Source organism: Corallococcus sp. CA049B, from assembly GCF_003611685.1.
In the GTDB taxonomy this organism is placed as follows: Bacteria; Myxococcota; Myxococcia; order Myxococcales; family Myxococcaceae; genus Corallococcus; species Corallococcus coralloides.
In genome coordinates, this window is record NZ_RAWC01000262.1 from 1 (window position 1) to 11,922 (window position 11,922).

Genomic DNA, 11,922 nt, shown 5'->3' on the forward strand with positions numbered 1-11,922 from the left:
GGCCTGGGGCGGCTCGGGGGTGGGCTCCGCCGTCTTGCAGGCGGCGCCAAGGACACAGGAGGCGGCGAAGAGGGCCAGTCGCTTCAAAGCGTTCTCCAGCACGGACAAGGGGTGAGAATCCGGCGCGCATCAACCCCTGATGCGCGGGGGCATTCCAGCTTCAACTCATGCGCGTGTGACAGGGGCGGCGTGCGCTGTCCACCATTGAAGCAATGACGCTGCATCCGGAAACGACGGCGCCCCGCGAAACGCCCCTTCCGTGAAGAAGGGGCGCTTCCGGGGCGCGAAGGACTCCGGGTGAAGCGTGGGGTGCGTCAGTCGTCCTTGCCGAGGATGGCGTCCTTGAGGCCGCCGTCCACGGGGTCCTTGCCCAGCCACACGGAGAAGAGCGCGTCCGCGAAGTCCTTGCCCTCCACGTCGATGGACTGCCCGCCCGTCACCTGCACGGTGGTGCCCTTGCCCGGCACGTAGGTGAGGTTGAGCTCCTGGCCCTCCTTCACCTCCGCGGGGATGGCGGCCTTGAAGGCGTCCAGGCGCGCCTGGAGCTTGGGCATGTTCGCGCCCGCGCTCTTCTTGAAGCCGTTCTCGATGGCCTCGGTGATCTGATCCTTCTTGAGGTCGCGCTTCATGAACATGCGCACGCGCTTCACTTCATCCGCGTTGAGCAGCGCGGTGGCGTCCTGCGTGGGGTTCTCCACGTAGAGGCCCAGCGTGTAGACCTTGAAGATGGCCTTCTTGCGCAGGCCCACGCCGTTGAGCTTCAGCTCCTTGCCGGCCACGGTGGCGGTGTCCGGATACTTCACACCCGCGATGTCCTTGGCCATGACGGGCGCGGCGAGGGTCAGCGACAGCAGCACGGCGGTCAGCGTCTTCTTCATGGGGAAAACCTCCGGGTCGGTTTCTGCGCGATGTTGGACGCAAACCTAGCCATGCGTCTTCACGAAAGGATCCACGAAGGACACTTGCGTCTTGACGTGCTGCGGCGAAACCGCTCGGAAGACAACAGGTTCTTCAGTGAATGCGGGATGCCGGTGCCAGCACGAGGCCGTCCTTCGCGAAGCGCACCACCTCCGCGTGGAGGTCCGCGGCGGACATGCCGGTGGCCTGGACGACGGCCTCTTCCGACAGGCCCTCCACGGCCATCTTCAGCACCAGCAGCGCGGGCGGCGTGGCCTCCATGTAGAAGGTCACCAGCCGCTCCGGATGACGCCAGAGCAGCGCCAGCTCCTCCCCTTCCGCCGGCGCGGCTTCCGCGCCCCGGGCTCGCATGAAGGCGCAGAGCCGGTAGGGCTGCTCCAGCGCCGTGAGCGTGGGGTTGGGCGTCAGCCGCTCCACGGTGTCCGGGAGGTCCTCCTCGGAGGCGAACACCGCGAAGTCCGTCCACTCGAAGCGGGCGAGCGCGGGCAGGAATGGCGGCAGCCCCTTCGCGGCGGCGGCATCCGCGACGAAGGGCGCGAAGCCCTCGCCCAGGCGGTTGAGCTCGTAGTGCCGGGCGGGCCGCGTGCGGGTGTAGCCGTCCACCAGCGCGTCCCACGCCTCCGGCGTCACCGCCTTGCGCGTCAGCGGGAAGAGCTTCTCCAGCGTGGAGCGCACGTGGCCGCGCACGAACTGGCCGTAGAGCGCCATGCGCTCCGGATCCACGTCCCAGCCCGGGTGCGACGCGGACAGCTTCAACAGCCCCTCCGCGCCGGGCGGTCCGGCGAGGTACGCGTCCATGCTGTCGAAGAAGTGCTTCAGCGACGCCTTCATCACGCACCCTCCGCGAGCACGGCGCGCGCCCGGTCCGCCTCGTCCAGCACGGCGTCCAGGGACGGGATGGCCTGGTCCCACTCCATCAACGTGGACACCGGGCCGGTGCGCTCCAGCGTGTAGCGGTACAGCGACCACACGTCGTCGCAGACGCGGTCGCCGTGCGTGTCGATGAGGACCGTCTCGCGCACGTCGTGGCCGGCCAGGTGCACCTGCACCACTCGCTCCAGGGGCAGCGCGTCCACGAAGGCGCGCGGGTCGTAGCCGTGGTTTCGCGCGTTGACCCAGACGTTGTTCACGTCCAGCAGCAGCCCGCAGTCCGCGGCCTCCACCACCTGGCGCAGGAAGTCCGCCTCCTTCAGCGTGCCGCCCGGCATGGCCGCGTAGTAGCTGGGGTTCTCCAGCAGGAAGGGGCGCTCCACGCGCGCCATGACCTCGCGCACGCGCGGCACCACGTGCTCCACCGCGGCCTCCGTGAAGGGCAGCGGCAAGAGGTCATGCAGGTGCACGCCGCCCAGCCGCGAGTAGCACAGGTGATCCGAGAAGAATGGCGCGTCCAGCCGCTTCACCAGCGCGGCCAGGCGGGTGACGTAGTCGTCATCCAGCGCGTCCGGCCCGCCGATGTTCAGGCCCACGCCGTGCGGCAAGAGCGTCCAGCGCTCGCGGCACGCGTCCAGGGCGCGCTGGGAGCGGCCGCCCAGCGTGAGGAAGTTCTCCGGGATGATCTCCACCCAGTCCAGCGCGCGCGGCGTGCGCGGCAGCGCTTCGTAGAAGTCGCGGCGCAACCCGATGCCCGCCCCCAGCGGCTTCAATCCATGGCGGTCTGTGTAGCGGGGGGACGGCATGCGGCGCTCCTTCACGTGCGACAGGTGAAAACAACACGGGCGGCAGGAAGGACCCTTCCCGCCGCCCGCGAGCCTGGGAGGAGACCTGTCACGCAGGCCCTCCCATGCGGTGACTACTTCTTGCCGCTGCAGGAGCCAGCGCCGCAGGAGCCGGCGCCACAGGAGCCCTCGGCGCCCTTCTCCGGGGTCGCGGCGGGGGCGGCGGCGTCGGCGGGCTTGTTGCTGCAGCTGGCCTCGGCGCCCTCGGCCGCGCCCGGCGACGCGGCGTGCACCTTGCTGCCCTCCGCCGCCTTGTTGGACGCACAGCCGGTGGCCAGCGCGCCGAGGGACAGGGTGCCGACAACCGCCGCAAGAGCCTTGACGTTCATGTGTTGCTTCCTTTCGTACCGCGTGGGGTGTGACTACGGGGTGACTGACGACAAATCGCTACGGCTTGAACTGAGTGGAGCCCCAGGCGTCGACCGTGACCTCGGCCCGCTCGCCCACCTTCAGCAGCAGCGCCTCGGTGCGCTTGATGCCGTAGGCCTCCAGGGGAATCTGGAACTTCGCGCGCACGCGCAAGAGCTCGCCCGCGGCGCGGTTCTTCGTCTCGGCCGTCTCCTGGAGGTACGTGGCCGTCACCTCCACGGGCTCCTCGCGCGTGATGCCGTGGATGGTGAAGGTGCCCTTCGTCTTCAGCACCACCGGCTTCGCGTTGGCGAGCGGCGCGGGCAGGGTCACGTCCTTGAACTCGAAGACGATGTCCGGGTGCTTCGCCGCGTCCAGCCAGCGGTCATTCTGCAGGTGGCCGTCGCGCGTCTCGTTGCCCGTCTTGATGGACTTCACCGGCACCTGGAAGCGGCCGCTGGCCTTCTGCCCCTTCACGTCCACGCGGCCCGTCACCTGGTTGGACAGGCCGTTGATGACCTCCAGCGGCGCGTCCAGCACGAACATCACCGTGTCGCGGCTGTTCGGATCATGGAAGACGAAGTGCTTGTCGGAAGCCGCGGGCTCCGCGGCGGACGCGGAAAGCGACAGGGTGGCGGCGAGCATCAGGACGCTGCGGAACATGGCGGACCTCATCTACGGATGCCGCGAACCTCGCGGATGCATGCGATACGCGGCAACCGGGAATCAGTTACGGCCCCTTTTCATTTCCGGGTGTTCACCCCGCGTCGTCCGGGGCCCGCCCGCCGTCCAGCGCCTCACGCAACCCACTGCCCGGCGCAGCATGGAGCTTGACGCCACCTGGGTCAATTCGGACGCCCAGGTCTTCCAGCAATGGGTTCAATTCAGCGAAGGCGGGCCTTGGGAGGTGACGGGCGAGCAGCGCGTCGAACAGTGGCTGGCCCGCGACGGTGTCCACGGCTTCGCCGAAGGTTTCGAGCGTCGCGGTGGGGCCGCGCGTGGCGAGCAGCTCCAGCACGTCCTCCAACCGTGCGCGGCCGTGCGTCACGCGGCGCAGCTCCACGTCCAGGTGGAGCGCGAAGAGCGCGCCGGTCCAGTAGATGCCCATGAAGTTGCGCCCCTCGGCGACAACCTCCTTCATGGGGCGTGAGCGCGCGGCGGCCTGGCCTCGCGCGAAGCCGTTCGCCAGCTCCTGCCAGGCCTGCGGGGCCGTCTGGCGTCCGGAGCGCACGCGGGCGAGCTCCGTGTAGTAGGTGGCCAGTCCCTCGGTGAGCCAGGCCACCCGGGGCACCAACGCCGGGTGCGTCAGGTGCAGCATTTCGTGGACCGCGACCCAGTCCTTCGCGAGGGACGCGGCGGTGGCGTCCTGCCCCACGAGGATGGAGATGCTGGGCGGCGAGCTCCACAAGGTCATCCCGAAGACGCCGGGCGTGTCGTCGCCGGGCACGGGCACGACGCGCACGGTGACGCGCGGGAACGGGAAGGCCTTGCGCACGGTGACGACCTCGCGCCCGGCCTGTTCGAGCCACGCACAGAGGTCCGCGTCCGTCAGGTGCGTGAACGGGCCCAGCAGCGCGACCTCCAACACGGAGGCGCCGACGTGCGCCTGGCACCGCCTGCCGCCGAACGAATGGAAGCCCGCGTCGATGAGGTCCTCGCCGCGCAGGTGGTAGACGCCGCGCTCGTCGGGGGTCCACGGCAGCAGCGCGTCCGCGCCGGATACGGTGAGGTCCACGCGCAGGCCAGGCGTCACGCGGCTGGGGATCAGCAGGTAGGCCTTGCCGCCCACGTGCCACGTGTCGCCCTCCCCCATGCCCCCGAACAGGGACCTGCCTCCGCCTCCGGGAGAGGAGGCCAGCGGGTAGTGATAGCGGAGGATGCGCGCTCCTTCGGGCACCCGCACCACGCCGTTCCGGGGGAAGATCTCGGTCCTGCTCCCGTCCCCGAATGTCGCGACCACGGAACTCTGGCGCCCCGGCTGCCGGAAGAGGAACGCGCCCGGGAAGACGCCAGGAGGCGACGGCGGCAGGACGACCGCCACGTTCAAGCGGGGCGAGGGGTCGTGCGTGTACGTGATGTCGTAGCGAAGGGGCACGTCCTCCCAGGGAGGCGCGAGCGGCACGGAGGCGCACGCCCCCAGCGTGAGCGCGAGCCCCACCAGCCATGCGCGGGCCACCGTCGTCGTCCTTGCGTCCACCCTGCCCCCACGGTCCACGGTCCGCCCGGAAGGACTCCACGGCAGCCCGCCTGACGTCCAGCCCGGAATGCCGACGCACGAGGACGCGTGCCCATGAGCCATCCGCTCAGAGGGGCTTCTTCCGCGCGCGCCGCGCGGGGGTGCGCTCCGCCTCCGAGGTGGTGCCGGCACGGCGTTTCCTGGACGGCGCCTTCTTGCGCGGGACGGGAGCCCTTCGCGGCGCCGCGTGCGCATGAGGCACCTCATGCCTTGCGCCCTCCTCCACCGGCGCTCCCGCGACGAGCAGCGCGCGCGCCGCGTCCAATATCTCCCCCGCCAGGGGCTGCGACGCGGTGGCCCGGGCGAGCGTCATCGCGCCGAAGCACAGCGTCACCGTCGCCAGCATCTGCTGCCGGGGCGTGGCGCCCTCGCGCGCGGGCAGGTGCGTCTGGGCCTGGCCGACCAGGTCCTCCAGCCCCTGTGCGAACGCGGCCTGCACCTCCGGCGCCGCGCGCGTCAGGTCCGACAGGAGCGACGGCATCATGCAGGTCGTGTCGCCCGTGTCCCGGTCGAACTGTTTCAAGTAGCGCATCGCGAAGCGCTCCAGGAACGCAGGGCCCCGCATCCCCTCCAGCCCCGCAAGCCAGGACGTCCGGCGCGCCGTCATGAAGGCGCGCAGCGACTCCGCGAGCAGCGACTCCTTGGAGGTGAAGTGGGCATAGAAGCCGCCCACCGTCAGGCCCGCGGCCCGCATCACCCGCTCCACGCTCGCACCGCTGAAGCCCTCCGCGCGGAACAGCTTCTCCGCCGCCGCGAGGATGCGCGCGTGCGTGGCCTGCTTGTGTTCAGCGGTGTAGCGCATCGCCCCTACTCCTTGCCGCCCGCGCCCGGCGGCCGGAACAGCATGCACGTCGTGGTGCCGTGCGCGTAGAGCGTGCCCTTCTCGTCCACCAGCCGCCCCTGCGCCGTCGCCACGCGGCCGCCCAGGTGGATGACCTCGCCCCTGCACGACAGCGGTCCCGTGTCGTGCGCGATGCCCTTCACGTAGTTCACGTGGAGCTCCAGCGTCGTGTAGCCCGCGCCCACCGGCAGCATCGTGTGGATGGCGCACCCCATCGCGGAGTCCATCAGCGTCGCCGCCAGCCCGCCGTGCACCATGCCAATGGGGTTGTAGTGGTGCTCCCCCGGCATCACCGCGAACACCACCCGGCCCTCCTCCACCTCCACCGGCGAGAAGCCCATCAGCTCCGCGATGGGCGGCCCCGGCAATTCCCCGCGCTGGATGGCCCGCAGGTACTCCAGCCCGGACAGCTTCTTCGCCGCGGAGGCCCCCTCCCGGGGGTCCCGCCACGTCACCGTCCGCGTGCGCGGATTCGCTGCCTGCTCGCTCATCGGGGCTCCCTATCGCTTGAAGTCATGGAAGGATGGTCATAATACCATCCCGGTTCAACGAACAGGGTCAAGGAGTGCGCGATGGAACAGCGGCGCGTCGTGGTGACGGGAATGGGGCTCATCAGCCCGTGTGGCATCGGCGTGGAGAAGAGCTGGGACGCGCTGGTGAACGGCCGGAGCGGCGTGGCGCCCATCACCCTGTTCGACGCGAGCGCGCTGGACTGCCGCTTCGCCGGTGAGGTGAAGGGCTTCAACCCGGAGGACTACATCGAACGGCGCGAGGTGCGCCGCATGGACCGCTTCGCGCAGTTCGCAGTGGCCGCGTCGGACATGGCCCTCGAGGACTCCGGGCTGGTCATCACCGAAGAGAACGCGGAGCGCGTGGCGGCCGTCATCGGCTCCGGCATCGGCGGCCTCAGCAGCCTGGAGGAGACGCACCGCAAGGCGCTGGAGAAGGGGCCGGACCGCATCAGCTCCTTCTTCATCCTCCAGATGATCATCAACATGGCGCCCGGCTACATCTCCATGCGCCACGGCATCAAGGGCCCGTCCTGGTCCACCAACTCCGCCTGCTCCACCAGCGCCCACGCCATTGGCGAGGCGATGCGCGGCATCCAGCGCGGCGAGTTCGACGTGGCCCTGGCCGGCGGCGCCGAGGCCCCCATCTCCATGCTGGGCGTGGGCGGCTTCGCCGCGATGAAGGCCCTGTCCAACCGCAACGACGCCCCCCAGGCCGCAAGCCGCCCGTTCGACAAGGACCGCGACGGCTTCGTGCTCGCGGAGGGCGCGGCCATCCTCATCCTGGAGGAGTACGAGCACGCCCGCGCCCGGGGCGCCCGCATCCTCGCGGAGCTGACGGGCTATGGCGCCAGCTCCGACGCCTACCACGTCACCTCGCCCGCGCCCGGCCACGAGGGCGCCCAGCGCGCAATGAAGGCCTCCCTGAAGAACGCGCGCCTCAACCCCGCGGACATCGGCTACCTCAACGCCCACGGCACCTCGACGGACATCGGCGACCTGCTGGAGATGGAGGGCATCGCGAAGGTGTTCGGCGACGCGGCGAAGTCGCTCGCCATCTCCTCCACCAAGTCCATGACGGGCCACATGAACGGCGCGGCCGGCGCCGCCGAGGCCGTCATCAGCATCCTCGCCCTCACCCGCGGTGTGCTGCCCCCCACCATCAACCTGGAGAACCAGGACCCGCGCATCCCGCTGGACTGCGTGCCCAACACCGCCCGCGAGGCGCGCGTGGACGCCGTCATGAGCAATTCCTTCGGCTTCGGAGGCACCAACGTCGCGCTCGTGTTCCAGCGGCTCCCGGAGTCGGGCTGAGCCTCTGTAAAAAATCTGGCGCCCGTTTACTGACTTTTCCCCAGCCCCGCCGCGCCGCGTCAGTCAAGGGTTGACAACGCGGTGCGCGAGCGCCGCCTCCGCACACCGGGAGCGCCTGAAAGCCCCGTGATTACATGGGATTACGTCCCTATAAGGCCAGGGTGGAGGCAGCCAACCCTTCGCGCGTCGCCTGCGGGACAGCGCTGCGGCGATCCAAAAACGTTGATTGCAAATCGGTAAATCGGTTTGCAGAGTGGATCCAGAGACCCGGTGTCGGAGCGCGGCTCCTGACGCGGCCCACCGGGGGTTGGAGCCATGAACAACGACAACGCGCTGAACGCGAACGTGGGGCTGAAGCTTCGAGGCCTGCGCTTGCAACGCAACATCAAGCAGGCGGACGCCGCGAAGGACCTGGGTGTCTCGCCCGCGTACCTGAACCTCATTGAGAAGGGCAAGCGCGTGATGCCCTTCCCGCTGCTGTGGAAGGCGCTGCGCTACTTCGAACAGGACCCCGAGCAGTTCATGTCCACGCTGGGCGAGGGCCGCGTGGACGAGGCCCTGGCGAAGCTCTTGGATGAACCGCTGCTCAAGAGCCTGGACATCGACTCGGAGTCGCTCCAGTCGCTGTCCGCGGAGCCGAAGCTGGCCGGCACCGTCGCCGCGCTGTTCAACCTCTACAAGAACACGCGCACGCAGCTGGAGAACGTGCTCGCGCAGCTCAACGTGGAGGAGCGCACGCGCACGCAGGGCTCCACCTCCGGTCTGGGCAACACGCCGGGCGTGCGCTTCGACTACTCGCCTTTCGACGAGGTCAGCGACTTCCTGGAGAAGCACCGCAACTACTTCCCGGAGCTGGAGGAGCAGGCGGAAGGGCTGCGCCGCGACTTCCGCCTGGAGCAGCAGCTCACCAGCAGCAACCTCATCCGCATGCTGGAGGAGAGATTCGACTTCAAGGTGCAGATCGAGCGCGCGGCCAGCGGTTCGTCCGTGGTGCGCCGGTTGGACCTGGACGCGCGCACGCTCACGCTGTCGCCGGACCTCACGGAGCAGCCGCTGAAGTTCCAGGTGGCCGCGTCCATAGGCCTGATGGTGATGGACCGCGAGAAGCTGGTGGAGCGCATCCTGGGCGCGGGCCGCATGCGCCACGGGGAGACGGAGCGCCTCATCAAGGTCAACCTGGCGAACTACTTCGCCGGCGCGCTGATGCTGCCCTACGGCGAGTTCTTCAAGGAGGTGCAGCGCACGCGCTACGACGTGGAGCTGCTCTCCAACATCTTCGGCACCACCTACGAGACGGTGGCCCACCGCATCTGCAACCTGTCCGACCCCAAGCGCCAGGGCCTGCCCTTCCACTTCCTGCGCGCGGACATCGCGGGGAACATCTCCAAGCGCTACAGCGGCACCGGCATCCGCTTCGCGTCCGGCGGCGGCTCCTGCGCGAAGTGGGCGGTGCACCTGGCGTTCCTCAACCCGTCCCAGATTACGCGCCAGTACTCCATCATGCCGGACGGCACGACGTACTTCTGCTTCGCGAAGGTGCAGTTGCAGCCCATTGAAGGCTCCATCGTGAAGGGCACGGCGTACTCCATCGGCCTGGGCACGCACGCGGAGAACGCGAAGTACCTGGCGTACGGCCTGCCCACCAACGACCTGCGCAAGGACGCCATCCCCAGCGGCATCTCCTGCCGCTTCTGCGAGCGCACGGACTGCAACCAGCGCGCGGCGGCCAGCTACCGCTTCGCGTTCGCCTTCGACGAGTACACGAAGAAGGACTGCTTCTTCTCCCCGCTGCTGGTCCACGAGAAGGAGAAGGCCGAGCGCAACGGAAACGCGGAAGCCGACGGCAACGGCGCTGAAGCCAGCGAGAAGCACGATTCGCTGGACAGGGGCGCCCGCCGCCGCAAGGTTCACGAGAACTGACATGCACCCGTCCGACAACGAACGCGCCCACATCGCAGACGCCATCCAGAAGCAGAAGAACGCGCTCGCCCCGCTGCGCATCACCGGCTCGCCCTCGGAGGTGGGCCAGGGGCTGGTGGCGCTGGCGGAGCTGTACGGGATGCTGGAGGACCACGCGGCCTCCCGCGAGCACTACGAGGAGGCCTTCGGCTTCTTCAAGACCGCGGGCAACAAGCCCGGACAGGCGCAGGCGCTCTTCGGCCTGGGCGTGGTGAAGGCCCACTTCGAGGATCACAAGGGCGCCATCGAGCACATGGCCACCGCCGCCCTGCTCTTCAACGAGGCGCGCGACCGCGAGGGCGAGGCGCTCACCCGCGCCTGCATCGGCGAGTCCCTGCGCGCCATGGGCGAGGCCGACGGCGCCGAGGAGAAGTACCAGGAGGCGCTCATCCTCTACCGCCAGACGCGCAACACCGAGCGCATCGCTCGGCTGCTGCTGGACATTGGCGACCTGCGCATGGCCAGGGGCGAGTACGAGCCCGCGCGCAAGCGCTTCCTGGAGGCCGTGCCGCTCCTGGAGCAGGGCGAGGACGCGGAGGCGCTCGCGCTGGGGCACCTGCTGCTGGGTGAGTCCGAGGGCCTGATGGGCCACCACGACAACGCGCGGCCGCACCTCTTGCGCGCGGTGGACGTGTACGGCGAGCTGCACGACCACGTCTACGAAGCCCGCGCGCGCTGGGACCTGGGGCTGTCCTGCTACTACCTCCAGGACTACGCCGCGGCCCGCGAGCAGTTCGAGGCCGTGCTGCCCATGTACGAGGACCTCAAGCAGCACGATGAAGTGGCGAAGGTGAAGAACGTCCTCGCGCACTTCGCCGCGCGCGGCGTGTAGCCCCGCGCGCGGTCTTCACCGCGTCTGGCTCCGGCTCAGGCCTGGAAGCCCGCGCCCACCGCCAGCGCGAGCAACCCGATGACCCCCGCGGCGATGGCGGCGTAACGCCACTCGCCGCGCAGGCCCAGCAGCGTTCCCGCCATCACCAGCCGCGCCACCGGCGTCACCAGCAGCATGGACGCCGCGCCCTTGCGCAACAGGTCGATGGCCACGTGCACGGCCTCGTCGCGCGGCAGCAACTCCAGCGCGAGCGACGTGACGAACATGCAGCCACTGGTGATGGCCCCGGTGCGCAGCATGCGGGCAATCCATCGTTCTCCGGCGGCGAGCCTCCTGGCCCCCCGGCGCTCGCGTGGGAGCACCTCCGGCTGGGTGATGGGTTCCCGCGGGAGCTCCTCGTGGAACTCCCCGTCCAACGCCACCGACGTCGCCTGTGCGTTGCGACGTGGGGGTCCTGCCTCCGGCACCATCATCGACGGATGGACACCGGGTAGTTCAGGCTCCGCTTCACTCATTTCCATACGCTCGGCCACAGCCCCTCCCCTCCCTTCCACAACATCTGTCCGGCCACAATCAACAGGACCGCCGCGAAGAGCTTCTTGAGCACCGCGGTCGGGGTCCTCAGCATCAGCTTGCTGCCCACGGAAGCTCCGGCCAGCACCCCTACGACCAACGGCGCCACGAGCCCGAGATTCAATTGGCCGCGCCACGCGTAGGCCGCGACGCTGGCGGCGCCGGTGACGCCCACCATCAGGTTGCTGGTGGCGCTGGCGACCTTGAAGGGCACGCGCATGCCGTAGGTCATCAGCGGCACCTTCAGCGGGCCACCGCCCACGCCCAGGAGCGCGGACAGCCCGCCCGCCACGAAGGAGCCGGAGATGCCCAGCGGGTAGTTGCCGGGCTCGTAGTTGGCCGCCGTCGCCGGCTCCTGGACGGGGCGGCGCAAGAGCAGCATCTGCAGCGCGACGAAGAGCGTGAAGAGGCCGAACACCACGGCCACCATCGCCTCCGCGACGAAGGCCGCCACCAGCCCGCCGACGATGGCGCCCATCACCGTCGCCAGCTCCAGGGTGAGCCCCAGCCGCAGGTCACTCAGCTTGTTCTCCACGTAGCTGGCGGCGGCGGCGCAGGAGTTGGCCACCACGCACATCAGGCTCGCGGGGACGGCCTGCTCCAGCGGGATTCCGAATCCCAACACCAGCGCCGGCACCAGGACGATGCCGCCCCCGATGCCCAGGAGCGCCCCCAAC

The 11,922-nt window shown here is 69.6% G+C and carries 13 protein-coding genes; 3 read left to right on the forward strand and 10 right to left on the reverse strand.

Annotated features, from left to right (window positions below; all coding sequences use genetic code 11):
* Positions 1–314 precede the first annotated feature (314 nt).
* The 8 genes from D7W82_RS34790 to D7W82_RS34825 all read right to left on the reverse strand — a co-directional run bounded on the left by D7W82_RS34790 (position 315) and on the right by D7W82_RS34825 (position 6,549).
* On the reverse strand, positions 315–878 hold the full coding sequence (locus D7W82_RS34790) for a chalcone isomerase family protein (protein ID WP_120622418.1): 564 nt from the start codon (positions 876–878) through the stop codon (positions 315–317).
* A gap of 133 nt (positions 879–1,011) precedes the next feature.
* Entirely contained in the window at positions 1,012–1,749 is a 738-nt protein-coding gene (locus D7W82_RS34795) for a DUF2063 domain-containing protein (RefSeq protein ID WP_120622419.1), read from the reverse strand.
* Complete coding sequence (locus tag D7W82_RS34800) at positions 1,749–2,594, reverse strand: DUF692 domain-containing protein (protein WP_120622420.1); 846 nt, start codon at positions 2,592–2,594, stop codon at positions 1,749–1,751. The genes D7W82_RS34795 and D7W82_RS34800 overlap by 1 nt, the downstream gene beginning before the upstream one ends.
* A 113-nt stretch (positions 2,595–2,707) precedes the next feature.
* On the reverse strand, positions 2,708–2,962 hold the full coding sequence (locus D7W82_RS34805) for a hypothetical protein (protein WP_120622421.1): 255 nt from the start codon (positions 2,960–2,962) through the stop codon (positions 2,708–2,710).
* Positions 2,963–3,020: 58 nt separating this feature from the next.
* Positions 3,021–3,644: a YceI family protein gene (locus tag D7W82_RS34810; RefSeq protein WP_120622422.1), complete on the reverse strand. Its 624-nt coding sequence runs from the start codon at positions 3,642–3,644 to the stop codon at positions 3,021–3,023.
* A gap of 94 nt (positions 3,645–3,738) precedes the next feature.
* Entirely contained in the window at positions 3,739–5,157 is a 1,419-nt protein-coding gene (locus tag D7W82_RS34815; RefSeq protein ID WP_233588119.1) for a hypothetical protein, read from the reverse strand.
* 127 nt (positions 5,158–5,284) lie between these two features.
* Positions 5,285–6,019: a TetR/AcrR family transcriptional regulator gene (locus D7W82_RS34820; RefSeq protein WP_120622424.1), complete on the reverse strand. Its 735-nt coding sequence runs from the start codon at positions 6,017–6,019 to the stop codon at positions 5,285–5,287.
* 5 nt (positions 6,020–6,024) lie between these two features.
* Positions 6,025–6,549 (reverse strand): PaaI family thioesterase, encoded by a 525-nt coding sequence (locus D7W82_RS34825; protein ID WP_120622425.1) that lies wholly within the window; start codon positions 6,547–6,549, stop codon positions 6,025–6,027.
* 81 nt (positions 6,550–6,630) lie between these two features.
* Between D7W82_RS34825 and fabF the strand changes: the two genes are divergently transcribed.
* From fabF to D7W82_RS34840, 3 genes are all read left to right on the forward strand, one after another.
* Positions 6,631–7,881, forward strand: a complete 1,251-nt coding sequence (gene fabF, locus D7W82_RS34830; RefSeq protein ID WP_120622426.1) for a beta-ketoacyl-ACP synthase II — start codon at positions 6,631–6,633, stop codon at positions 7,879–7,881.
* A gap of 315 nt (positions 7,882–8,196) precedes the next feature.
* Positions 8,197–9,801, forward strand: a complete 1,605-nt coding sequence (locus D7W82_RS34835; RefSeq protein WP_120622427.1) for a short-chain fatty acyl-CoA regulator family protein — start codon at positions 8,197–8,199, stop codon at positions 9,799–9,801.
* 1 nt (position 9,802) lies between these two features.
* The gene (locus tag D7W82_RS34840; protein ID WP_120622428.1) at positions 9,803–10,672 is read left to right on the forward strand and encodes a tetratricopeptide repeat protein; all 870 of its coding nucleotides are present in this window, start codon (positions 9,803–9,805) and stop codon (positions 10,670–10,672) included.
* A gap of 35 nt (positions 10,673–10,707) precedes the next feature.
* Here the strand turns inward: D7W82_RS34840 and D7W82_RS42615 are convergent, their stop codons facing one another.
* Both D7W82_RS42615 and D7W82_RS34850 read right to left on the reverse strand, forming a co-directional pair.
* A complete protein-coding gene (locus tag D7W82_RS42615; protein WP_370451116.1) occupies positions 10,708–10,971 on the reverse strand; it encodes a hypothetical protein in 264 nt (87 codons plus the stop codon).
* A gap of 212 nt (positions 10,972–11,183) precedes the next feature.
* Positions 11,184–11,921 carry a sulfite exporter TauE/SafE family protein gene (locus tag D7W82_RS34850; protein WP_233588120.1) on the reverse strand — a complete coding sequence of 246 codons (738 nt, stop codon included), beginning with the start codon at positions 11,919–11,921 and terminating at the stop codon, positions 11,184–11,186.
* Position 11,922: the final 1 nt, after the last annotated feature.